The sequence below is a fragment of the Oenococcus oeni genome (assembly GCF_020510245.1).
Taxonomy (GTDB): Bacteria; Bacillota; Bacilli; order Lactobacillales; family Lactobacillaceae; genus Oenococcus; species Oenococcus oeni.
The window spans coordinates 468,787-490,518 of the sequence record NZ_CP084701.1; the positions used below are offsets into that span (position 1 = coordinate 468,787).

The 21,732-nt window shown below is 38.3% G+C and carries 23 protein-coding genes, 1 tRNA gene and 4 pseudogenes; 21 read left to right on the plus strand and 7 right to left on the minus strand.

Translation table 11 applies throughout. The features are described from left to right. Window positions 1-39: 39 nt before the first annotated feature. From J3U91_RS02370 to J3U91_RS02395, 7 genes are all read left to right on the plus strand, one after another. Window positions 40-342, plus strand: coding sequence for a hypothetical protein (locus J3U91_RS02370; protein WP_002819732.1), 303 nt, complete (start codon window positions 40-42; stop codon window positions 340-342). 143 nt (window positions 343-485) lie between these two features. Further along, window positions 486-902, plus strand: coding sequence for a hypothetical protein (locus tag J3U91_RS02375; RefSeq protein WP_002819730.1), 417 nt, complete (start codon window positions 486-488; stop codon window positions 900-902). Next, window positions 899-1,021 (plus strand): hypothetical protein, encoded by a 123-nt coding sequence (locus J3U91_RS09855; RefSeq protein WP_002819729.1) that lies wholly within the window; start codon window positions 899-901, stop codon window positions 1,019-1,021. The genes J3U91_RS02375 and J3U91_RS09855 overlap by 4 nt, the downstream gene beginning before the upstream one ends. After that, a complete protein-coding gene (locus tag J3U91_RS02380) occupies window positions 1,021-1,251 on the plus strand; it encodes a hypothetical protein (protein ID WP_002819727.1) in 231 nt (76 codons plus the stop codon). The genes J3U91_RS09855 and J3U91_RS02380 overlap by 1 nt, the downstream gene beginning before the upstream one ends. A 3-nt stretch (window positions 1,252-1,254) precedes the next feature. Further along, complete coding sequence (locus tag J3U91_RS02385) at window positions 1,255-1,551, plus strand: hypothetical protein (protein ID WP_002819726.1); 297 nt, start codon at window positions 1,255-1,257, stop codon at window positions 1,549-1,551. A gap of 74 nt (window positions 1,552-1,625) precedes the next feature. Then, window positions 1,626-2,924 carry a LysM peptidoglycan-binding domain-containing protein gene (locus J3U91_RS02390; RefSeq protein ID WP_002826674.1) on the plus strand — a complete coding sequence of 433 codons (1,299 nt, stop codon included), beginning with the start codon at window positions 1,626-1,628 and terminating at the stop codon, window positions 2,922-2,924. Window positions 2,925-3,003: 79 nt separating this feature from the next. Further along, a complete protein-coding gene (locus J3U91_RS02395; protein ID WP_002820062.1) occupies window positions 3,004-3,495 on the plus strand; it encodes a holin in 492 nt (163 codons plus the stop codon). 818 nt (window positions 3,496-4,313) lie between these two features. Here the strand turns inward: J3U91_RS02395 and J3U91_RS02400 are convergent. Continuing rightward, window positions 4,314-4,463 carry a hypothetical protein gene (locus J3U91_RS02400; RefSeq protein WP_002818317.1) on the minus strand — a complete coding sequence of 50 codons (150 nt, stop codon included), beginning with the start codon at window positions 4,461-4,463 and terminating at the stop codon, window positions 4,314-4,316. 773 nt (window positions 4,464-5,236) lie between these two features. Between J3U91_RS02400 and msrA the strand changes: the two are divergent. Both msrA and J3U91_RS02410 read left to right on the plus strand, forming a co-directional pair. Next, window positions 5,237-6,080 (plus strand): annotated as a pseudogene (gene msrA / locus J3U91_RS02405) (peptide-methionine (S)-S-oxide reductase MsrA). Between the two features lie 130 nt (window positions 6,081-6,210). Then, a tRNA-OTHER gene (locus J3U91_RS02410) sits at window positions 6,211-6,314 on the plus strand. Window positions 6,315-6,335: 21 nt separating this feature from the next. On the opposite strand, the gene J3U91_RS02415 is transcribed toward J3U91_RS02410, so the two are convergent. Continuing rightward, the gene (locus tag J3U91_RS02415) at window positions 6,336-6,725 is read right to left on the minus strand and encodes a hypothetical protein (RefSeq protein WP_002818325.1); all 390 of its coding nucleotides are present in this window, start codon (window positions 6,723-6,725) and stop codon (window positions 6,336-6,338) included. 246 nt (window positions 6,726-6,971) lie between these two features. Here J3U91_RS02415 and J3U91_RS02420 point away from each other — a divergent pair. The 6 genes and pseudogenes from J3U91_RS02420 to J3U91_RS02445 all read left to right on the plus strand — a co-directional run bounded on the left by J3U91_RS02420 (window position 6,972) and on the right by J3U91_RS02445 (window position 13,743). Continuing rightward, window positions 6,972-7,850 (plus strand): annotated as a pseudogene (locus tag J3U91_RS02420) (aldo/keto reductase). A gap of 190 nt (window positions 7,851-8,040) precedes the next feature. After that, on the plus strand, window positions 8,041-8,796 hold the full coding sequence (locus J3U91_RS02425) for a hypothetical protein (RefSeq protein ID WP_002818327.1): 756 nt from the start codon (window positions 8,041-8,043) through the stop codon (window positions 8,794-8,796). Between the two features lie 17 nt (window positions 8,797-8,813). Continuing rightward, window positions 8,814-10,190 (plus strand): MATE family efflux transporter, encoded by a 1,377-nt coding sequence (locus J3U91_RS02430; RefSeq protein WP_002818329.1) that lies wholly within the window; start codon window positions 8,814-8,816, stop codon window positions 10,188-10,190. Window positions 10,191-10,258: 68 nt separating this feature from the next. Then, the gene (locus J3U91_RS02435) at window positions 10,259-10,741 is read left to right on the plus strand and encodes a CtsR family transcriptional regulator (RefSeq protein ID WP_002818331.1); all 483 of its coding nucleotides are present in this window, start codon (window positions 10,259-10,261) and stop codon (window positions 10,739-10,741) included. Continuing rightward, on the plus strand, window positions 10,734-13,205 hold the full coding sequence (locus tag J3U91_RS02440) for an ATP-dependent Clp protease ATP-binding subunit (protein WP_002818333.1): 2,472 nt from the start codon (window positions 10,734-10,736) through the stop codon (window positions 13,203-13,205). Before J3U91_RS02435 ends, J3U91_RS02440 begins: the two co-directional genes overlap by 8 nt. A 91-nt stretch (window positions 13,206-13,296) precedes the next feature. Further along, window positions 13,297-13,743, plus strand: a complete 447-nt coding sequence (locus J3U91_RS02445) for an NUDIX hydrolase (RefSeq protein WP_226489970.1) — start codon at window positions 13,297-13,299, stop codon at window positions 13,741-13,743. 27 nt (window positions 13,744-13,770) lie between these two features. Here J3U91_RS02445 and J3U91_RS02450 read toward each other — a convergent pair whose 3' ends face one another. Next, window positions 13,771-14,889, minus strand: a complete 1,119-nt coding sequence (locus J3U91_RS02450; RefSeq protein WP_002818337.1) for an NADH-dependent flavin oxidoreductase — start codon at window positions 14,887-14,889, stop codon at window positions 13,771-13,773. A 292-nt stretch (window positions 14,890-15,181) separates the two neighbouring features. On the opposite strand from J3U91_RS02450, the pseudogene J3U91_RS09975 reads away from it, so the two are divergent. From J3U91_RS09975 to J3U91_RS02465, 4 genes and pseudogenes are all read left to right on the plus strand, one after another. Continuing rightward, window positions 15,182-15,349: pseudogene (locus J3U91_RS09975) on the plus strand (ABC transporter ATP-binding protein); the annotation flags it as partial. A gap of 21 nt (window positions 15,350-15,370) precedes the next feature. Continuing rightward, the gene (locus J3U91_RS02455) at window positions 15,371-16,429 is read left to right on the plus strand and encodes an ATP-binding cassette domain-containing protein (protein WP_002818340.1); all 1,059 of its coding nucleotides are present in this window, start codon (window positions 15,371-15,373) and stop codon (window positions 16,427-16,429) included. Continuing rightward, window positions 16,426-17,277, plus strand: coding sequence for an aldo/keto reductase (locus tag J3U91_RS02460; protein WP_002817060.1), 852 nt, complete (start codon window positions 16,426-16,428; stop codon window positions 17,275-17,277). Before J3U91_RS02455 ends, J3U91_RS02460 begins: the two co-directional genes overlap by 4 nt. A gap of 3 nt (window positions 17,278-17,280) precedes the next feature. Continuing rightward, entirely contained in the window at window positions 17,281-17,787 is a 507-nt protein-coding gene (locus J3U91_RS02465; protein WP_002817059.1) for an NUDIX domain-containing protein, read from the plus strand. A gap of 1 nt (window position 17,788) precedes the next feature. On the opposite strand, the gene J3U91_RS02470 is transcribed toward J3U91_RS02465, so the two are convergent. The 4 genes and pseudogenes from J3U91_RS02470 to J3U91_RS02485 form a co-directional block, all read right to left on the minus strand. Next, a complete protein-coding gene (locus tag J3U91_RS02470; protein WP_226489971.1) occupies window positions 17,789-18,100 on the minus strand; it encodes a hypothetical protein in 312 nt (103 codons plus the stop codon). Window positions 18,101-18,276: 176 nt separating this feature from the next. Next, window positions 18,277-18,612: a DUF1129 domain-containing protein gene (locus J3U91_RS02475; RefSeq protein WP_002817058.1), complete on the minus strand. Its 336-nt coding sequence runs from the start codon at window positions 18,610-18,612 to the stop codon at window positions 18,277-18,279. Further along, a complete protein-coding gene (locus J3U91_RS02480; protein WP_002818342.1) occupies window positions 18,612-18,866 on the minus strand; it encodes a PadR family transcriptional regulator in 255 nt (84 codons plus the stop codon). The genes J3U91_RS02475 and J3U91_RS02480 overlap by 1 nt, the downstream gene beginning before the upstream one ends. Window positions 18,867-19,054: 188 nt before the next feature. Continuing rightward, window positions 19,055-20,295: pseudogene (locus J3U91_RS02485) on the minus strand (ISL3-like element IS1165 family transposase). 434 nt (window positions 20,296-20,729) lie between these two features. On the opposite strand from J3U91_RS02485, the gene J3U91_RS02490 reads away from it, so the two are divergent. Next, window positions 20,730-21,143 (plus strand): DUF488 domain-containing protein, encoded by a 414-nt coding sequence (locus J3U91_RS02490; protein WP_002817057.1) that lies wholly within the window; start codon window positions 20,730-20,732, stop codon window positions 21,141-21,143. Next, window positions 21,094-21,645, plus strand: coding sequence for a DNA-deoxyinosine glycosylase (locus tag J3U91_RS02495; protein WP_018025256.1), 552 nt, complete (start codon window positions 21,094-21,096; stop codon window positions 21,643-21,645). Before J3U91_RS02490 ends, J3U91_RS02495 begins: the two co-directional genes overlap by 50 nt. Window positions 21,646-21,732 lie beyond the last annotated feature (87 nt).

Here is a 21,732-nt window from a genome sequence, read left to right on the forward strand (position 1 = left end):
TTTAAGTGATTATTATAATATTGGACAGAAAGGATATTTATGGAATTCCAGAACAAAGAAATACAACCGGTCATGCGATTTATTTCGGCATTTGCCGAGTCCGGTATTTCTGCACAAGCGACTAGAGCTCTTGTCAGGCTAAACGATCTTCTTGTAGACGCTACAAAGCCAATGGGAAAGTCACAAGAAGAATTAGTTAAAAGATATGGCGGAGAAATTAATAAATCCAGCGGTCAAATTTCTTGGCCAAAGCAGGATAACAATATTGCTCCTGATGAATATAACGAAGAATTCGCTAAAATGCTTGATGAAACAGTCATTGTTAAACCAAGAAGGCGTTGATCAATATTCATTTACATCACTTGTGGCTTTGGGATTGAAAGAAGAGGATAGCAAGGTTGAAACACTAAAGCAACGTGTCACAGAATTAGAAAACAAAATAAAAACTTTGAAAGCCGCATAGGCTTTTTTATTTAGGAGAAAATATGGAAATCAAGAATCAAGATATTATCCCAGTTGCAAACTTTTTAGGTTCATTGAAGTTGCCTGCTAAAGTGGCTCGTGGCGTGGCTAAGTTTCAAAAGTCGCTGGCTGAAATTGCCAAAGACTTGTATGAATCTGAAAAAGATTTAGTCAAACAATTCGGCGGTTCAGTCGATGACCAGGGGCGCATTACGTGGCCTGTTGACTTGCCTACTGCACAAGTCGATTATCAGCAAGCTCATAAAGACCTGTTTGATGAAACGGCTGAAATTCAGCCACGCTACAAAGAAGAATTTAGTGTCATCAAAGACTATTTTGCAAGCTTTGACCAAGACATCGATCCACAAAACTTACATGGTTTTGATGCCTTTATGGACGCTTTTGAACCAATTGAAGAAACAAAAGAGGCTAAGAAATGATAGGAAAAGAAAGTATGGAAATCACAGATCATTCAATTATTTTTCACGGGAACAGTGTTCTTAAATCAGGCACGGTCGATGCAAGCCACATCAAAATTATTAATCAAGGAGACAAATAATGGAAATCAATAAATCACAGAGCTTCAATGCTCAAAGCAAAGACGCTAATGGCAGCCAAATTGCCTATTTCAATGGTTCGGTCAATGGTAGTAACGTCAGCCTTTCGGTCAATCCTATTAACGTACAAGGATTTAGTGCCAATCGTACTCAAATTGAAGCAGATTTTGCCGACTTTGAAAAGTCTGTTTTTGATGAAGCGGCATCACAAGACGTCACGCCTGCGAGTTAATACATGAATCCGGATGGCATTAGGTCTTGGCTAATGTTGATCGCAACAGGCATTGGCCTGCTGGGATCCATTTATGCCATATTCAGAAAAACATTAAATAAATTCTTCACAGACAACTTTAAAGAGTCCACTGAGTCGTTAAACGAAACAGTCCATTTACTCAATGAAAGTGTTAAAAAACAGTCCGAAATGTTAGATCATGATTTCAAAAAAATCCAAGAGATAGATGAAAAAGAGTCTGATCATGAGAAACGCATTCATACGTTAGAGGATTGGAAAGAATTTACAAATGGAAAATAAACAATTTAATAGTTTAAAAAATATGTTTGCACTAGCTAATTAGCCAGTGCTTTTTATTAGGAGGTAATTTTTCATTGACACATAAAAAGTTAAATACAATTTTAATAACAATCTCGGCTTTATCGGCTTTTGCGATTGCTTCACCGGTCTTTGCGGCTAAAGGAGATCAAGGAGTGGATTTAAGCCACTATCAGACAAGCACAGCCGAGTTCGGACAGGCAAGCGACAAGTTTGCCATTATCCAATTGGGTGGTTATTACGATGGCTACTTTAGTCCACAGTCGACTTATGCTACACAAGTAGCTTCAACGATTGCCCAGGGTAAAAGGGCACATACGTATATTTATGCTCAATTCTCCAGCAACGCTCAAGCTGATGAGATGCTAAATTATTATCTGCCCAAGGTTCAAACTCCTAAAGGCTCGATTGTTGCTTTGGATGTTGAATCAGGCAACCCAAACACGACCAGCGTTAAATATGCTTTAGACAAAATCCAGGCAGCCGGTTATACAGCTGTCTTGTATGGTTACAAAGCTTTTTTAACCAGTCATCTTGACCTAGCTTCTTTAGCTAAAAGTTACCCACTTTGGATGGCTGAATATCCTAATTACAACGTAACGACTAGTCCGAACTATAATTACTTTCCAAGTTTTAATAATATTCACTTATTTCAATTCACTAGTACTTATAAGGCTGGTGGCTTAGACGGTGACATTGATTTAACTGGGATTACCGATAACGGATATAAGGGAACGACCACAGCTTCAACCGGAGGCACAGCGGTAAAGACAACCACTTCTACACCAGCTGTTAAAGCCGGTCAGCAAGCCAACAACACTCCAAAGAGTTCAATCGTTGTTGGTGACACGGTTAAGGTCAACTTCAGTGCTTCTAAATGGTCGACTGGTGAATCAATTCCAAGCTGGGTTAAGGGTAAAAGCTATAAAGTTGCGCAGGTATCAGGTAACAACGTTCTCTTGGCTGGGATTAGTTCCTGGATCAGTAAGAGCAATGTTGAGATTCTGTTAACCACCTCAACGACTGCTAAAATATCCGCTCCTAGCTCAACTGGATATTACACGGTTCAAAGTGGCGACACACTCGGTGCTATAGCTGCTAAATATGGAACTACTTATCAGAAACTAGCTTCATTAAATGGAATTGGCAGTCCATATATCATCGTTCCAGGAGAAAAGTTAAAGGTTTCCGGATCCGTATCATCTAGTTCTGCTAGCTACTACAAAGTTGCTTCTGGTGATACATTGAGCGCAATTGCTAGTAAGTATGGAACAAGCGTTAGTAAATTAGTTTCATTAAATGGATTAAAAAATGCCAACTATATTTATGTTGGTGAAAATTTAAAAATAAAGTGACAAAAACGTCTTAAAAAGGCGAAAAGTTTACATTGCTTAGACAAGTAAACTTTTTAAAAATACAAAGGAGAATTAAAAAATGAATCTAGTTAATATTTCTGATCTTATTATTGCGATCGCCGTGGCCGTTATTCCGGTTATTGGTGCCTACGTCGTTAAAATCTTAAAAGCCAATAAGTTTGTTGCTTTACTAACGCCATTGGCTCACGATGCCGTGGTAGCTGTACAAAAGCTAGGTGTTGTTAAATACATTGAAGGGGAAGCTAAAAAGTCTAAGGCCGTTGAGCTTGTTGTTTCAGCTTTAACTAAACTTGGTTTTAAAAAGGCTGATCTAACCACTATAGAAAATGCTGTCGAAGATGAATATTCTAAGGCCATTAAAGAATTGGATGTCACTTACCCACAGATGACCGAAGAACAAGAAAAAGCAGCTGCAGAGCAAGCAACTGCTAAAGCACAGGCCGATCAAGCGGCCGCAGCTGCTAAAGCTAAATCCGATGCACTTGCCGCAGCTCAAAAGGCTGCTACCGATGCACAAGCTAACCTAGCAAAATTACAAGCAGCTAATTAATAAATAAACTAAAAGCGTCTAACCTTAATTGGTTGGGCGCTTTTTTTATATCTTAATTTGCCACATTTTTGCCACACAATGTAACGAAACGCCTATATATCAACGTTTTATGATCCCCATTGGAGCTATGTAAATTCACTGGTATCAGCATTTATAGCACGTTTGTACAAAAAAGCATCTAACCAATTAAGGGTGGATGCTTTTTTAATTTTAATTAATTATTAAAAAAATTAAATGTTTTTATAGGGAAAAATAATCTAAACCGGATATTTTCTATTCCGGCTCTTTATGAAAAAAGATGAATTATGATTTGATTAGCGCTTAGTAATAACTAATCGTCATTTCTAAAGGGATTTAATAACGAAATATAATTTCGATGTCTCAAAAGCATTACTTCGGAAATCCTTTATTTTTTGAACATTATATTCCCATTAGATCAATAAAAGACATCATACAAAACAATTAATAGAGATTATTGACTTGGAGGCATCAGTACTAATATGTCCAAGAAAAAAATATCGCCTAATTTGCTTTATCTGGTCTTTAATTTTTTTGTGCCAATGATGTTTTAGCATTTTTCCCAGCTGTGAGTATTTTCAGTCAGTATATATTCAAGACGATTTTCTTTTTTTCAGCTGTAATTAGTGGGACCGTTATTCAAATAATAATAGAAAGAACTGAGAAACATGATAATCTTTGGTTTATTTGGCCTATATATTTCTTTTAATAATGGTTTTATTCTTTGCTACACAATTCATATTTTCTCAATTTAAAATAGTTATCGTACTTCTTTTGTTAGAGAAAAAAGAATTGTAGTTTCAAGCAATCTTAAGATCTTTGGTAATTAATTCCAGTGCTTTTAAAAAACGCTTCCGTTTAATAAAATAAATCACAGTTAAGAAGAGCCGATCTTGGTTGCGACGATTAGTTTGGTTCCAAATAATCATCAGCATCGAAACGACTAACATTGGTTAATTTTTAATCTGCTTGTTTCACTTAACTAATACTAGATTGTTCCTATAGGTGCTAAATTGCTAAAAAGCTGTTCCGGATCATAAAAAATTTTAATCCAGTCGGTTTTTATGTGCGTTTCTTTAAATTAAAACAGCCAACTTAGGGCTGTTTTTTATTGAAAAATTTGCTAGACTCTAATGCGGGTATCTTTGATACCTAAAACTAAATTAATTGCTGATTAATTCAGTTTTCATGTTGTATCGGTTGATGAAAAGGCCGATATTGGGACCGCCACTATTAAATTAGTAGTGGTTTTTTAATGCAAACCATATTAAATTAAATAACTGATTTACTAATCCTGCTTTTGGAGTAGGTCTCTTTTAATCATTCATTTAATTCAGTTAACAAGGAAACCGTTTTTTTAAAAGGATTAGTGCTTTTTATTTAAAAAAGACTATAATTCATTCAAGGCACTTTTAATAAGTACCGACCGCCAAAATTTTTTTAAGTAATCATATTAATTTATCCATGTTTCAATAATTACAACATATATCTCCCGGCCTTTAATTAGGCCGGTTTTTTAAATATTTTTCAGTAGTTTGTTTGATTTGAGCTGTAAGCAGTTTCGAATCATAATTCCTGAGAAATATGGATTATACTGAACGTAGGACCACTGCTTTTTAATAATTTTCGAACGATATTTTCAATAAATAAGATCCTTGAAAATGCTTTTCGGATTCCAAGTCATAAAAAATTCAGTTATTTCCAAATTCAGAGGATGGTTATGATGACGAAAAACAATTGTGAAGAGATTTTAAACGATATCTATAATCTAATACTTAATCCAGCGACCAGTGCTTGGGAACGTTCATTGCTTTCATCTGCTAAGAACGCGATCGGCGAAGATATGAATTTTGAGCGTCAGCTTTCAAAACTGGAATTTGAATTGTGACCGCTTGCTGTCAGAAATAATTTGACTGCCGATGTGACAGATTTTTACATGAAAATTACCGGAAATTCACCTGATCATCTTCAATTTGATTTTTCGAAACATTATGCAAAAGATCTCTCTTATCAAGATCGAGCGATATTTGCCGGGGGATGTTTCTGGTGTATGGTCGAGCCCTTTGAAAACGAGCGTGGAATTGTTTCAGTACTGTCCGGTTATACCGGAGGCCATGTTGATCATCCAACATATGAACAAGTGGTGAGCGGCTATACAGGCCATGTTGAAGCAGTTGAAATTATTTTTGATACGAGAATTATTCAATACACAGAGTTGCTTGATCTTTATTGGCAAATAACCGATCCGACTGACGAATTTGGCCAAATTAATGATCATGGGCGATAATTATCGACCGGTAATTTTTGTTAGAAATGAAGAACAAAGAAAAATTGCTGAGAGTTCAAAACTAAAATTAGCCGAATCGGGAATGTATAATCGTCCAATCGTTACAGCGATTGAACCGGCAACCAATTTTTGGCCTGCAGAAAATTTTCACCAGCAATTTTACAAGAAAAATCCGAAAAAGTACAAAATAATTGAAAAATCCCGTCAACGGTATTTGGCATTTCAGCATTTGCAGGGAAGGATCAGATTGGGTTTGAAAGGACTTACGAAGAAGCACTGAAAAGTGTTTTTTTGATTTATTTAATCTTTCAGCCGTTTTTAATCTTGAATTAATTTTCAATATAATTTTATTTAAAATTTCTACTCTACATTAGTAAACGTGCTTGTTCAAAGCAAACATCAGTAATTTCGGAGAAGTACTCAAGTCTGGTTTAAGAGGCCTGTTTAATTTATTAGGCAGGTAGGTCGTTAACTTTTGTTACGATGCGAGGGTTCAAATCCCTTTCCTTCTCCATAAGTCTTTATTTATAAAATGTTAATCTCTTCTTTTTTTAACTTGAAAAGAAATTAGTATCAAGCCCAAAAGACCAAGGCTGATTCCTAGAAACATAAATTGATAAACACTCAGCCAAATAACCGATACAAATATTAAAAATGCATTGCTTACAAAGACGCTGGCGATATAGATTATTCGAAATAGATTATTAATAGGAACAAAAAGACAGATAACTTGAAAAATATTTAATGCTCCGGAAGCCAAGGCGGCATAAATAGAAATGTTCAGGATTAGGCTGCCGGCTTTTGTAATCGAATAATTGTCGATCGCATTTTTAATTAATGTGAAGGCGATCAGAATAGTGCCGATTGCCGAAATTAACTTTAAAAAAAGTAGGAAGAACTTGAATAAACGATTGTCATTATACATAATCAGATCCAACTTTCCCTTGCTTAAATAAAAACTATATTTTAATTATATTCGTATATTACAATCATTGGTTTAGACTGACCTATTTGGATGTTTAAAATGTTTAGGAATATTTATTTTTTTGATATGAAGAAAAAGTTTTAAACATTTTGATTGCTCGTGGCTGATTTACAAAACGGAACTATTTAATGTATTGTTTTTTTGAACTATACTTACTTTTAGAAACCAATTTAAGGAGGTAGATATATGTCGCAAATAAATGCTTCTGCATCAGGGACTTATGCTTTTGATGATCAATTTAAAGTTAACCGGCTTGGTTATGGAACAATGTAGCTGACCGGTGGGGGGACTTGGGGCCCATATGATGATCCAAATAATGCCGTATCCGTTATTAAAAAAGCGGTTGATTTGGGAATCAATTTTTTTGACACGGCCGATTCTTATGGTCCGTGGTTTGCTGATCGTTACTTGGCAGAGGGCTTGAAGTCAGCAAGCAATCGTGATGAGATTTTTATTTCTGACAAGGTTGGCCAAACTCGTCAGGGACCCGGCGTTTGGACACCACATGGGGAACCTAATTATCTTCGTCAACAGGTTGAAGTATCTCTAATGACCTTGGGTATTGATCATGAAGATTTGCTCTTTTTACACCGAATCGATTCGCATTTTTCGGTTGCTGAACAGGTTGGCGAATTAAAAAAGCTACAGGACGAAGGAAAAATAAAGCACATTGGTCTCAGCCAGGTAACTGTCGGACAAATCAAGGAAGCCCAAAAATACGCAAAGATTGATGCGGTTGAAAATCTTTATAATGTTTCTGACCATCGCGACGACGATGTCCTCGATTATGCCGAATCACAGCACATGGCTTTTGTACCCTGGTTTCCATTGAATACTGGAAAACTGACCGGGGCAAACAGTCCGTTGGCCAAGATTGCCAATAAATATAAAGCAAGTCCGGCTCAGATTGCCTTAGCCTGGTTGTTGAAACGATCAGGAAATGTTCTTCCAATCCCTGGTACAAGTTCGGTAGCTCATTTGGAGGATAACGTGGCTGCCGCTTCAATCAAATTGAGTGATGATGATTTCAAAGCTATTACTAATCTGGGTGTTTCTAATAGGTAGATTAGCGATAAATCAATTACGCATCAGCTCTAATATGATCCTGAGTAAATCGTATTGGAGCTTTTTTCATAAATATTTTAATTTTTTTTGAATATTTGCTTAAATACTAATTTTTTATTAGTAAAATAGACAATAGTTTCTTTGAGGGGATCGGGCGACGAGTGCTGTTTCTTTGGAGAATTTTATAACAATGAAAACAGCAATTAAAAAAGTTTTAGAATACCAGGGATTAGATGTTTTTGATTATTCTCTGGAGAATAGTCAGGGTGCGCGAATTTCCATTAGGAACTTTCCTGATTTTTGGCATGAATTTTCAATCATAGACGAGAATAAAGAACGCCAAAATCTCCTGATCGACTCTTTCAACAAAAAAAATATCGCTCAAAATATAGAAAAATTCCAAAATTTAAAAGCAGTTGTTCACGAAAACTCAATTACGTTAAAAGAAGATCTGCATTCTATTTCTAAAGAAAGCAATTCCAGGAGAACCCTTTTTCAAATAACTTATACTCTTTTTGAAGATAATTCGGTCACGATTAATTTTGATACCGATTCACAAACGGATTATTCTAAATTGTCGGTTTATCTGGAAAATTATTGGATTGCGGCAAAGAATCAAGTAAAAGTTGAGTCGGAAGATAATTTCCAAATCGATGGAAAGCAAGTTGAACACACACTTGTTTTATCTGAAAATGATCGAAAAGAATTTCCGGTTCTTCAAATAAAAGATCCTGATTCAAAATACGGTTTGGATTTCTTTACAAACATGGATCAACTACTTTTATCAATGGTTAATTTAAAGAATTCAAGCTCTATCTCGTTTAACAAAAAGCAAAGCAGCAACTTAGCACTTCAACTTTGTTTTAAAAATTTATTCGATTTTGAAAAAAATAATCAATTAGATGTTCGAAATAATTGGATTACGTATAGAATTAAATACCATTGAGTAATTAAGGATTTTTTATGCATAGTTTGACTGAGGGGAAACCGTTAAAATTAATAATTTTCTTCACAATACCGCTTTTATTGGGGAACCTTTTTCAGCAGCTTTATACTTTTACCGACACGGTGATTGTTGGCCGGGCTTTAGGTGTTAGTGCTTTAGCAGCTGTTTCTTTAGCAGCGGCCTTAAATTGGCTGTTGGTGGGTTTTGCTCAGGGTTTTACTGCTGGAACGGCAATTGTAACTGCCAAACGTTTTGGCGCAGGAGATTTTCGCGGTGTCCGTCAGTCGATGGTCACGACAATTCTGTGCACAGTAATTTTGACAATTTTCATGACTTTTATTGCAGTTGCTTTCAATAAACAAATTTTGGAATTAATGCAAACGCCGAAAAATGTCATGACTCAGGCGAACATTTTTCTAACGATTCTATTGGGATTTATGTTCACGACAATGAGCTATAATTTGGCAGCTAATGCAATGCGGGCGGTTGGCAATTCCCGAGCACCATTGATTTTTCTAATTGTAGCTGTCTTTATCAACATCGCCTTGGAACTTCTTTTTATCGTTGTTTTTCATTGGGGCATTGCCGGAGCGGCTTTTGCTACTGTGATCGCTCAACTTATTTCGGGGATTGTTAGTTTTGTTTATATTTATAAGGTTTTGCCTGTTTTGCAAGTCCATCGCGGCGATTGGCACACTGATATGAATGATATTAAAGAACATTTGCGTTTTGGTCTGCCGATGGCTTTTCAAAATTCAATCATCGCAATCGGCGGAGTAATTTTGCAAACGGCATTAAATACCCTCGGCACTGATTCGGTTGCTTCTTCCGGTGCTGCCTCAAGAATTGATCAATTGGCAACTTTGCCCATGATGAGTATCGGAATTACGATGGCGACTTTTACTGCTCAGAATTTAGGAGCCAGGAAATATTCCCGAATTCTCGAAGGGGTAAAGAAAGCTTTGATCGTTGGCGGAATTTGGGCAGTTTCCATGTCAATTCTCGAAATTAGTTTTGGCCATTATATAGTTCAACTTTTCTTGGGCTCCGGTAGTCAACAGGTCCACGTACTCGAGCTGTCGCGAATTTACTTTATCATCAATGGCGGAGCTTATATTCTTTTATCGACTCTATTCTTGATTCGTTATACCCTGCAGGGCTTGGGAAACACTTATGTTCCTACGATCGCCGGTGTTTTCGAATTATCGATGCGGGCCTTTGCGGCTCTTGTACTGGTTGCTATTTTCGGTTATGCCGGAGCAGTTATGGGCACGCCCCTGGCTTGGTTTGGTTCTCTAACGGCATTAACCCCGGCCTGGCTTTCAGCCCATAAGAAGCTGAAAAAATTGAGTGACGGACAAAAGATTAACAAAAAATTTGAAGAAGCAGATTAGTTTTTCATTGTTGAAATTGGTCTTTATTCGTATTTCTGTTTATAATATTAGTCAGGAATGGTCAAATTATGGCAGAAGCTAATATTTCAGATTTAATTGAACAATATTTAAAGGAAATCCTCAGTCAGGACGAAATCACCGAGATTAAACGAAGCGAGATCGCCAGTCGTTTTGCTGTTGTACCAAGTCAAATCAATTATGTAATCAACACCCGTTTTACCCTTCAAAATGGATATATAGTAGAATCCAAACGTGGCGGCGGCGGATATATCCGTATTGAACATGTTGATTTGGTTGATGATACAAAAATCTTTGATGAACTGATAGATTATATCGGCGATTCAATCGGCAATAACAATGCGGATCAAATTATTACTGCTCTTTTGGAAGACAAAGTTGTCAGTGAAAGAGAAGCAAATTTGATGGTTGCAGCAATCGACAAGAATTCTTTGCGGATTTCTGATAAAGTATCAGAAAACACAGTTCGAGCTCGTGTCCTTGTTGGCATGATCAATCGGCTGAGATTTGAGAGTACAAACATTCATGGATAATCAATACACAGCATCTGCAAAAAATGTTTTACTTTTAGCCCAGGAACAGGCGAAGTATTTTAAACATGAAATCGTTGGTTCGGAACATTTGCTGTCGGCTCTTACTTTGGAAAAAGATGGGTTGGCGAGCAAGGTTCTTCAAGATTACAATGTCACCGACGATGATATTAGAAATGAAATTGAACAATTTACCGGATATGGAACTCATACAAATATAAAAGCCGGCTTTTTGGCTTATTCTCCAAAGGCTCAGGAAATTTTAAAGAATGCAGCATTGCAGGCCCAAAGTCTTGGCGCCCGTCAAATTGGAACCGAACACCTCCTTTTGGCTTTATTGACTGATGAATCGATTCTTAGCTCGCGGATTTTGGCTAGTTTGGACGTCCGTTTGCAGGATTTGACTCGTGCGATTTTTAAGCGGATTGGTGTCGATCCAAATCAGCAAAAACCGAAATCCAAGCAGCAGGGACAGGCTAATCAACAGGGAACGCCGACTTTGGATTCGATGTCGCGTGATTTAACGGCTTTGGCGTCAGCTGGCCAAATTGATCCAGTTGTCGGTCGGGATCAGGAAGTTCATCGGGTAATTCAGATTTTGAGCCGTCGAACGAAAAATAATCCGGTTTTGATTGGCGAACCAGGTGTCGGCAAGACGGCAATTGCCGAAGGTCTGGCACACAAAATTGCCACTGGTCAAGTTCCTTTTGATCTGGCGAATAAACGTTTGATGGCCCTTGACATGGGCGCCTTAATCGCTGGTACCAAGTATCGTGGCGAATTCGAAGACCGCTTAAAGAAAATTATCAACGAAATTCATCAGGATGGTCAAGTGATTCTTTTCATTGATGAATTGCATACTTTAATTGGCGCTGGTGGGGCCGAAGGAGCACTGGATGCCTCCAACCTTTTAAAGCCTGCTTTGGCTCGTGGAGAATTGCAAACAATCGGTGCAACTACTTTTGATGAATATCAGAAGTACATTGAATCCGATCAAGCGCTTGAACGTCGTTTCGCAAGCGTAACAATCGATGAACCAAGTCAGGAAGATTCGGTTGAAATTTTAAAGGGTTTGCGACCGCGTTATGAGGAACATCATCGCGTTAATATCTCCGATGAGGCAATCAATGCAGCTGTTAAATTAAGTTCACGTTATATTGCGGACCGTTTTCTTCCCGACAAGGCGATTGATTTAATGGATGAGGCGGCTGCGAAGGTTCGAATCGATACAGTCCAACCAGAGGATAAAAAGGTTGATTTAGAAAGACAGCTGAATGGTTTACGTGATCAATTGGATGATGCTGTTTCTTCTGGCGATTTCGATCAAGCAACCAAGATTCGCCAGCAAGAAATCAAAATAAGAAAAGAATTAGCAGTTGTTGAGACCGACAATTTGATTAATGGCACAAAAGATCATAAATATCAGTTAACGGTCCGGGAAAAGGATATTACCGATGTTGTCGGACAACAGACTGGTATTCCTGTGACGCAATTACAAAAATCAGAATCCGAGCGGCTTCTGCATTTGGAGGAAATACTTCACCGTCGGGTCGTCGGACAAAATGAAGCAATTTCGGCTGTTTCTCGGGCTATTCGTAGAGCCCGCTCGGGTATCAAAGATCCAAGCCGTCCGATTGGGACCTTTCTTTTTCTTGGTCCGACTGGTGTTGGTAAGACTGAATTGGCTAAGGCTTTGGCCGAGGCAATGTTTGATTCGGAAGATAATATGATTCGAGTCGATATGTCCGAATATCAGGAATCATATTCTGCTTCGCGATTAATCGGATCCGCGCCTGGCTATGTTGGCTATGATGAAGGCGGCCAGCTAACCGAACGTGTGCGCAATCATCCTTACTCGGTTGTTTTATTGGATGAAGCCGAAAAGGCTCATCCGGATATCTTTAATCTTTTATTGCAGGTTTTCGATGATGGCTATATGACTGATTCAAAGGGTCGTAAAGTTGATTTTAGAAATACGATTATTATCATGACATCGAACCTTGGAGCAACTCGAATTCGCGATAACAAACATGTTGGTTTTGGTGCAATCGAGCCCCAAGACAGTTACAAAGCAATGTCCAGCGAAATTCAAACAGCTTTAAAGGAACGTTTTCGTCCAGAATTTATCAACCGAATCGACGAGACGATTATTTTCCATTCTTTGAGCAAACCTGAACTTCACAAAATTGTCGAGTTAATGAGTCATGGAATTTTGCAACGTGTTGCTGAACAAGGGGTCTCGATCAAGATAAATAAAGCGGCTATTGATTTGGTTGCTCAAGTCGGATTTGATCCTGAATATGGAGCTCGTCCAATTCGGCGAGCTTTCCAAAACCAGGTTGAAGATAAAGTTTCGGATGCTTTGCTATCCAAGGATATTCGACCAGGCGATTCCGTGACAGTTGGTTCGCGAAAAGGCAAAATCGATCTAATGATTCATCACCAAATTGAAAAAAGTACAAAATAAAAGCTTTCAGTCTTATTGACGGAAAGTTTTTTTGTTTTTTACACAAATTGTTTATTCAATTACTTTTCAAGTATTGAAATATAATTGGTCTATGGCTAATTATATAAAAGATATTCGTGAGAAGGTCGGCCATATGCCGTTAATCATGGTTGGTGTAGGCGCTGCTTATATTAAAGAAGAGAAAGTCCTGCTGCAGAAAAGGGCCGATACAGGGGGATGGGGTCTTCCCGGTGGCTATATGGAATACGGAGAAAGTATCGAGCAGACTTTAAAACGTGAGTTTAAAGAGGATGCCGGATTGGAGATTATTGATTACAAATTTTTGAAAAACTTCGACCGGGAATTTTTTAAATATCCAAATGGTGATCAAACTCAAGTTCTGACACCCTTTTATTTAGTAACGAAGGTCAAAGAGGGTAAACCGCAATTTGATCCTCACGAAACTTCGAGAGTTGATTTTTTCGATTTTAATGATTTGCCGGAAATCCATTTTGCTTCCCATAAACGTATTCTTACTTATCTGCAAGATATTTTGTAAATATATCTATTCTTTAATAAAAGTAAGTTAATCGGCCGTTAGTTTGGAGTGTATTTTTTTTGTAAGAAATTTCCAAAGCGGAGGGGTTATTCGTAACTGCTTTAAGTCGGTTTCATTGAGTGAATAATTAATTCCTGCTTCTTGTCCGTTCTGAACTTTCTCGACCCATTGAGGCTCACGCAGCATTTCTCGTCCAAGGGCAACAAAATTAAAGCCATCTTCAATTACTTTTTCGGCTTCTTCCGGTTTGGCAATGTTCCCCACAGCAATCAAAGGAACTTCATTTTTGGTATGTTCTTTAATTTGATCGACAACCGGAATTTGATCGTCAGAATCGTTTTTGCTGGTTTGCCAAACGTCTCTTGTTGAAATATGCAGATAATCGATCGGCTGTTTTTTTAAAACATCGATTAAGGCTAAAGTATCAGCCAAACGAATTCCGGGAGTTTCAATTTCTTCCGGAGAAATTCGGTAACCGATGATAAAGGGGCGGCCGGCATATCTTTCAACAATTTTATGGACTTGCTCCACAACTGCCAATGGGAACTTCATTCTTTTTTTCAGACTCCCTCCCCAGTCGTCTGATCGCCGATTGGAATGGGGAGAAAAAAACTGCTGGATTAAATAGGTTTTGGCTCCATGCAATTCTATTCCATCGAAGCCGGCTTCGATCGCTCGCCGGGTGGCCTGCCCGAAATCTGAAATTATCTGCAGAATTTCTTCGTTTGTTAATTCACGCGGTATCTCCGATCCGGGCCGTAAAGAAGCAACAGCCGAGGGACCGACAGCTTGCTGACCACGAAGAATCTTAGAGTCACTTATTCGGCCGGCATGGTGTAATTGCAGAATGGCCTTAGTGCCATTGACTTTAATTGTATTTGCAACCTGAGTCAGGCTTGGAAGCATATCGTCGCTGGCACAACTCAGCTGACCTTCGAAACCTTTGCCTAGGCTACTAACGTTACTTGCCGGAGTTATAAAGATTCCGGCCCCACCGGTTCTCAGGGCAAAATAATCCAATTCGTTTTTGGTGACATTTCCATCTTCAAAACTTGAGCATTCCGTCATCGGTGGGATTACAATTCTATTTTTAATCTTGATGCCATTTTTGAATTCGAACGTCTGTAAAAATTGATAATTTGTCATAAACAGCCTCTTTTTATTTAAACAGCTAAATCTGACACTTTGATAATTATCTTCTCAGTTCCCTTAATTATAGAACTTTGATATAATCTAAATGAGGCTAATCCAGTGAAGAAGACACTAATTCCAAAAAAATAAAAAATGAAATTGGTGTTTTATATTAATTAAAAACCACCGATTTCCAGAAGGTGGTTTTTGTGTATTCTCATATTGAAAATTTAGAAAAAATATTAATGGCGATCTTTTAATCAAGATCAAAAAACTAAATATTAATGCTCGTCAAAGGATTGGCGTTATTGGCGATAATGGCCAAGGTAAAACAACTTTACTGAATATTGTTTCCGGCCAAGATCGTAACTTTTCCGGGAAGCTTCAAAATCAGGGGAAAATAGTTTTTGTCGAACGGCTTAATCGGTTCAATGATTTATCCGGTGGCCAGAAAACGCGTGAACTGATTGAAAAAGCTTTAGCGCAAAAACCGAACTTGCTTTTGTTGGATGAGCCAACGACCCATCTTGATGAAAAAAATATTAAGTGGCTACTTAGAGAGTTGCGTAATTTTTCCGGAAGTATTTTAGCCGTTTCTCATGATCGGTATTTTTTAAAACAATTCGCTGATTTACTTTGGGTCTTTGAAAATCATCAAGTAAAGGAATTCACGGGAGATTTTGTTCATTTTATTGAATTTAGAAAATCTTTATCACTTAATCAAAAAAATGTCTATAAAAGTGCAAAAAACAAAAGCCGGCAATTGCAAAAATCTGCTCAAATTATTAGTAGTAAAGCCGATAAATTAGCGAAAACGAGTATTCGAAACCCTTTTTATGGCAAGAAATCAAAAAAATTAGCTCATTTAGCCAAGAATAATCAAAGGCGAATTGAAAATTTGGAAAAAGTAGAAAAACCTTACGAAAAAAAATCTCTGAAATTAAGAAATTCGTTTAACTTGAAAGAAGGCAAAAATTTCATTAAAGTTTTGAATCTCGACGTTATTCGTGAAGAACGTTTGTTGGTATCTGGACTCAGCTTGACAATTTCAACTGGGGACAAAGTGGCATTAATCGGCGATAATGGTGTCGGGAAAACAACTTCGATCGAGGCGATTATGTGTGCGAAAGCGCCAGTTGTTACTCGTTCGGAAAATTTGGAGATCGCTTATTTTCATCAGGATTTAAGTCAATTGGATGATTCTAAAAATTTGTTGGAAAATATTTTAAACGGATCGCTTGAAAGCGAACAAACAGCCCGTGATTTCCTTGGCGCTTTCGGGATCCGTCGAGATAAAGTTTTTCAAAAAACGATCAGTCTTTCAGGTGGGGAAAAAATCAAATTAGCTTTGATAAAGACTTTATTATCTGGAGCCAATCTTTTGATTTTGGACGAGCCGACGAATTTTCTTGATATAACGGCGGTTAAGGCTTTAGAGGATTTCCTGCTTGGTTATTCGGGCGGTGTTCTATTAATTTCCCATGACCGTGAATTAGTTGAAACAGTTGCAAATAAAATATACAAAATTTCAGGTCAACGTATAATTGAATTATGAGTATTTTAGATGAAACTTTTCAATTGAATAACGGGAATCAGATTCCTAAGGTCGCCTTTGGCACTTGGCGATTAAAAGATGGGGATGAAGCTTATCAAGCCGTTGCGGCTGCCCTGAAAATCGGTTATCGCCATATTGATACTGCTTTTCATTATTTTAACGAGCCATCTGTCGGCCAAGCGATCAAGGATTCAGGAATCAAACGGGAAGATATTTTTCTGACAACAAAATTGCCGGCCGAAATTAAAAATCATGATGATATTTTAAAGAATTTTCAGGAATCTCTCGATCGGTTGCAGACAGATTATGTCGATCTTTATTTAATTCACGCTCCATGGCCGTGGGCTGACATTAATTTGGATTATCGCTATGATGGCGCTAATCGCGAGGCTTGGCAGGCAATGGAAGAAATTTATAAATCCGGTCGGGCAAAAGCAATCGGTGTTTCTAATTTTGATGTGCACGATTTAAAAAACATTCAACAAATTTGGTCGGTTAAACCGGCAGTTAACCAAATAGAATTTTACGTCGGTTGGACACAGCCGAAGATTGCCGCTTATACTAAGTCCTTGGATATCCAACTGGAGGCATATTCCCCGCTAGCAACCGGAGGCTTGGCAACTCAACCCGATATTCAGAAGATTGCCGAAAAATATCAGGTTTCCGTTCCTCAGGTTGCGCTGAAATACGTTCTTCAAAAGAATGTTTTGCCACTGCCGCGGGCTACGAAGGCCGAACATGTTAAATCGAATGCGGAACTTGATTTTGAGATTTCTGCAGCTGACATGGAAGTTCTTGACAAATTGCCGGATACCGGTCAAGCGCGTCACAATGTCACGATGGGCTAAAGGATGGCTGAAGGTAATTACATTAGCCGGATTCGTGCCAAAATCGGTCATGATCCTTTAATTATGATTAATACGTTTGCTGTCCTTTGGAATGAAAAACACGATGCCATTTTTTTGGAACAAAGAGCTGATATTCCTGATGGATGGGGTTTTCCGGGTGGCTTTGTCGAATATGGCGAATCGCCGATGGATGCAATTGTCCGCGAGGTCAAAGAAGAGACCAATCTGGATGTTAAAGTAAAAAATATGTTTGAAATGATTTCGAGTGTTAATCCACATAACTTTTGGGGAGACGCTCAACAGAATTTAAGCTTGGGATTCGAAATTGAATTGCTTGACGGAAAATTGCAGGTTGATCAAAGTGAGACTTTGGCGGCTGAATTTGTTCCAATTAATCCGGAACCAAAGATGTTCGTCCCAGCAGCTCAGGCAAATATGCATCGGATTTTGACTTGGGAAGATCGGCCGAAACCCTGGTTAATTGACAGTAATATAAAAAGTCATAGTTGAACTATGACTTTTTATTTTTCTTATATTTGAATAAAACGGATGTCAGCCAAGGGAGATAGCACAGGGCGATAATAGTAACGACCAGATAAATTTTGCCGGTCGAATTATTGATCAAGTAATGGCCAAGTTTGGGCAGGCGCGCCAAAATATCAAGCACACCAAAACCAATAAAAGAGAAATTTAAGAAAAACCATAGTTTACGGTCTTTTTGCCGAAAATACCAGATCAATTCGGACAACATTAATAAAATAATGACGGATATACCAAGTATTCCCTGAAGCTTCAATTGAAAAGATGTTCTAACGAATATCATGATTAAAAAGATTGGGATAGTCAAAATTATGATCAATATGATCTTCAAGATCCGTGAGAGAATATTTTTGTTTCTGTAGATATCACGATTGATTATATAAAAGATGCCGATCACTAATATAATCGCGTAGAGACCCGTTAGACCGATGCTGCCTATATTGAGTGTCCGTTGGGGATTTAGCAGACTGGGAAAAAACCAAAAAATGTGAAAGATCCGATGGTTATCAAAATTAATTTAAAAGCTTCAATAAAATCGTTAGGCAAAACTTTAATCATATCATCGGCATATGCTTGTGGGCTTTTGCCAAAATAATCCTTGGATGAAATGCCCTTAGCTTGGGCCTCCAACATGTCCTGCAGTATTTCCAGTAAAAGTGTTTCGACTTGTTGATCATTTTTTGAAAGACTTTTCGTTCGTAGATACAGCAGCAAATTTTCGTAATATGCTTTGTTAGCAGGACTTAGTTGTTCTCGTAATTGATTGTTTTTCTCGATTAATTGCTCGCTGGTCATTACTTATCCTTTTTAATTAGTTGGTCCACACTGTTTGCTAAAGACTGCCATTCGCTTACGAATATCTTCTTTTCTCCCAAACCTTTTTCGCTAATTCGATAATACTTTCGCTTTGGTCCGTCAGACGATGGTTGCATTTTACCGGTGATTAATCCCTTCTTTTCCATGTTTAAAAGTAATGGATAAATCGTTCCCTTGGGGATGCCTTGAAAACCATACTGCTCTAATTCTTGACTAATTTTATAACCGTACATCTCTTTTTTTGTGGAAGTTTGTCAAATGGTGTTGAAGGATAGTTTCTATCCTTTGGAGATCTCCTCGTGTGGGAGATCTTTTTTGTTGTTTTATTAGTTGCGGCGTTTAATCTGGTGTGTTGTCTGAATATCGTACTTGAAGGCATAACAAATAAGCCTACCATCGTGACGTTATTGTGGTAGATAATCTAGGCAATCAGCTGGTAGACGCGTGTGAACATATTGGCCTGATTGGAGAAGCCATAACAAGCACGTTTGAGCTCCTTGATCTTACGGTTGATGCCCTCTATCGGTCCGTTAGAGTAGGACGATTTGGCGGCGTTAATTACTCCATTAAGATTCTTTTCGTAGGGTATGCATGGCCGTATCTAGGGGCGTGCCGTTAGGCTGATAGTTAGTGATGATATTCTTGAGTTCATCAGCGTGACGCCCCATCAAAGCATCGTGGAGATCGATGTAGGTTTCATAAGCTGTTTTGAAGGCCGGAAACGTATCGGCTCCAATATCAATAGCGTTCTGTTCGGTCGAGTACTCATTCAGGCCGAAGAGGTAGCGGCTCTTTTGTGCGTCAGGGTTGGCCTTGTGGAATAGGCGCCATAGTGATTTCAGTACTTTATATTCCCGAATGCTTGTCGAGTTGCTTTAAACATTGAGTGCGAATGGTATCCATCGTCCGGCCCATTAATTGAATAATGTGGAACCGATCAATAATGAGTTCGGCGTTAGGGAATAGTTCGTGCACGAATGCCTGATAGGAGGCGTTCATGTCCATGATGACGCGTTGAACCGCGGCCCGTTCTGCGGTGCTGTACTGACTAAGAAAGAACTGTTTGATGGTTCTATTAAGGCGGTCGCTAAGTACTTTAACTGATTTGTGAGTGTCGGCGTCAATGCAAATAAACGACATGGAGCCGTGCGTGGAACGGAATTCATCAAAGCATAGATTAATCGGTAACCGGCGGCTCGCGTGTGGATGAATATTAGCCGTCAAAATACGCTGAACTGAGTTTGTCGAAATACCGGTGAGACTGGCGATAGTCTTAGCCGGGAGTGATTTACTACTGGCTAGCTTCAGCACATGAGTCGCTAGTCCGTGACCGATGGCGTGGTTGGTTGATACCACTGGAGTGGTGGCCGTACAAGTGCTATGGCAGTTACTACAACGCCAGCGTTGCTTGTTTAGCTCTAGAATTACGGGCCGGTCCATGGGTCCTGCAATGTGGACATGAGTGAGCTTGTGTCCGTTAGGGTGCAACGTATTGTATCCACAGCTGGGACAGCGCCTGAGTGTGTAGGTAAGCTCTGCCTGGATGACCAAATACTTTTTGCGACCCGAGCCCCGACCATGAAATTCATCACGAGTACCGAACACCTGAATGTTTGTGTCTGTAATTCCCAGTAATTTAAGTGTATTATCTAGTTGGGATATCTATTCCTACCCCGCTTATCTTGAGTTTCGTCGCTTAAAGCATAGCACTAGGGAGGCTTAGATGCCTTTTTTTGTTATCAAAAAGGGCCTAGTACTTTTGGAATGGAAATACTTTCCAACACCAAAAATTCTAGACCCTTTTTTGTCAGTAATATTAGCAAGCAGCCCTGAAGAATACCTTTTAACATTTGCGATGACGTTTCCTGTTTCAAAACTATCGCCTTCTTTCACTAGCTTGTATTGCCAACTAATAATTTAACAAAATTTCATCTAGTTTGCAATACATACTAGATTAATAGAAAAAGGGGAAAATGTTTTGATAATTTGTATATCGTAAATTAAATAAATGTCATAAAAACTTTAGAAGCAAGAAATTCTTTTGACAATCTTAAAGGTCTTATAAAGAATATTTTTATTTTTTTTAGCGCGCTAAAATGGTTTATATGGTCAAAATTGAGAGAATTTATGGAACAGAATCAAAGGGTTATCGAATTTTAATTGATAGTCTTTGGCCCCGTGGGGTTAGTAAGGAAAAAGCCGCAATCGACTTATGGGCAAAAGATATTGCCCCTTCGGCAGATTTACGCAAACAGTTTTACGATCACGATATTGATGAAATGGCTTTTAGGGCAATTTATTTAACGGAGCTTTCGAGCAATCCCGCCAGCAAAGATTTCTTGCAGACCTTAAGAGACCACGAGGACAGTGTTTTATTGTATGCAGCTAAAGATGATCATGAAAATAATGCTAAAGTTTTGGCTGATTATTTAAAACGTCAAGGATTTGATTTCAGCAAAAATGAACCGGAAAAGGAGCCTGATAAAGACGACCAAGAAAGCAAAATCTGAATTTATTCATGTAATCCATCCCTGGCCGCCAATTTATGATGAGAATTCAAAAGTTTTATTATTAGGCAGCTTACCGTCTCCGAAATCTTTGGCTTCCGGATTTTACTATGGCAGCCCTCAGAATATATTTTGGTCGACTTTGGCAAAAACGCTTGGTGTTGATGAACCGGAAAAAAGTAAAGAAGCGCGTTTATCGTTTGCTTTGAAACATCGTGTTGCGATATGGATAACTTTAAAGGAAGCCGACATTATTGGAGCACAGGATTCAACAATTAAGAATCCTGTTCCAAATGATTTTTCCGATATTTTAAAGAATTCTCAAATTAGGACAATTTTTACAGAAGGAAAAAAAGCCACGGAGCTCTTTAACAAATTGGCAGCGCCGAAAATAGGCCAAGAATCAGTTTATTTGCCCTCGACTTCTCCTGCTAATCGGGCCACACAGGCCAAACCGATTTTTATGGAACGTTGGAATTTGGTTAAAGACGCTCTTAATGACTGATCTGAAGCGCAAATACTGCTACTGCCGTTTTTAGTTCAAATTTTTTATATCACTAATCGGGAACTGTTGGGGAATTGAGACAGTTTT

What these genes read in the sequence shown, in the direction of transcription:
- J3U91_RS02475 (WP_002817058.1), bottom strand. Translation starts at nt 18,612, where the DNA reads ATGACCAGCGAGCAATTAATCGAGAAAAACAATCAATTACGAGAACAA.
- J3U91_RS02430 (WP_002818329.1), top strand. Translation starts at nt 8,814, where the DNA reads ATGCATAGTTTGACTGAGGGGAAACCGTTAAAATTAATAATTTTCTTC.
- J3U91_RS02465 (WP_002817059.1), top strand. Translation starts at nt 17,281, where the DNA reads ATGGCTGAAGGTAATTACATTAGCCGGATTCGTGCCAAAATCGGTCAT.
- J3U91_RS02460 (WP_002817060.1), top strand. Translation starts at nt 16,426, where the DNA reads ATGAGTATTTTAGATGAAACTTTTCAATTGAATAACGGGAATCAGATT.
- J3U91_RS02470 (WP_226489971.1), bottom strand. Translation starts at nt 18,100, where the DNA reads ATGATATTCGTTAGAACATCTTTTCAATTGAAGCTTCAGGGAATACTT.
- J3U91_RS02435 (WP_002818331.1), top strand. Translation starts at nt 10,259, where the DNA reads ATGGCAGAAGCTAATATTTCAGATTTAATTGAACAATATTTAAAGGAA.
- J3U91_RS02450 (WP_002818337.1), bottom strand. Translation starts at nt 14,889, where the DNA reads ATGACAAATTATCAATTTTTACAGACGTTCGAATTCAAAAATGGCATC.
- J3U91_RS02370 (WP_002819732.1), top strand. Translation starts at nt 40, where the DNA reads ATGGAATTCCAGAACAAAGAAATACAACCGGTCATGCGATTTATTTCG.
- J3U91_RS02415 (WP_002818325.1), bottom strand. Translation starts at nt 6,725, where the DNA reads ATGTATAATGACAATCGTTTATTCAAGTTCTTCCTACTTTTTTTAAAG.
- J3U91_RS02490 (WP_002817057.1), top strand. Translation starts at nt 20,730, where the DNA reads ATGGTTTATATGGTCAAAATTGAGAGAATTTATGGAACAGAATCAAAG.
- J3U91_RS09855 (WP_002819729.1), top strand. Translation starts at nt 899, where the DNA reads ATGATAGGAAAAGAAAGTATGGAAATCACAGATCATTCAATTATTTTT.
- J3U91_RS02400 (WP_002818317.1), bottom strand. Translation starts at nt 4,463, where the DNA reads ATGTTAGTCGTTTCGATGCTGATGATTATTTGGAACCAAACTAATCGT.
- J3U91_RS02495 (WP_018025256.1), top strand. Translation starts at nt 21,094, where the DNA reads ATGAACCGGAAAAGGAGCCTGATAAAGACGACCAAGAAAGCAAAATCT.
- J3U91_RS02375 (WP_002819730.1), top strand. Translation starts at nt 486, where the DNA reads ATGGAAATCAAGAATCAAGATATTATCCCAGTTGCAAACTTTTTAGGT.
- J3U91_RS02395 (WP_002820062.1), top strand. Translation starts at nt 3,004, where the DNA reads ATGAATCTAGTTAATATTTCTGATCTTATTATTGCGATCGCCGTGGCC.
- J3U91_RS02385 (WP_002819726.1), top strand. Translation starts at nt 1,255, where the DNA reads ATGAATCCGGATGGCATTAGGTCTTGGCTAATGTTGATCGCAACAGGC.
- J3U91_RS02440 (WP_002818333.1), top strand. Translation starts at nt 10,734, where the DNA reads ATGGATAATCAATACACAGCATCTGCAAAAAATGTTTTACTTTTAGCC.
- J3U91_RS02445 (WP_226489970.1), top strand. Translation starts at nt 13,297, where the DNA reads ATGGCTAATTATATAAAAGATATTCGTGAGAAGGTCGGCCATATGCCG.
- J3U91_RS02380 (WP_002819727.1), top strand. Translation starts at nt 1,021, where the DNA reads ATGGAAATCAATAAATCACAGAGCTTCAATGCTCAAAGCAAAGACGCT.
- J3U91_RS02480 (WP_002818342.1), bottom strand. Translation starts at nt 18,866, where the DNA reads ATGTACGGTTATAAAATTAGTCAAGAATTAGAGCAGTATGGTTTTCAA.
- J3U91_RS02425 (WP_002818327.1), top strand. Translation starts at nt 8,041, where the DNA reads ATGAAAACAGCAATTAAAAAAGTTTTAGAATACCAGGGATTAGATGTT.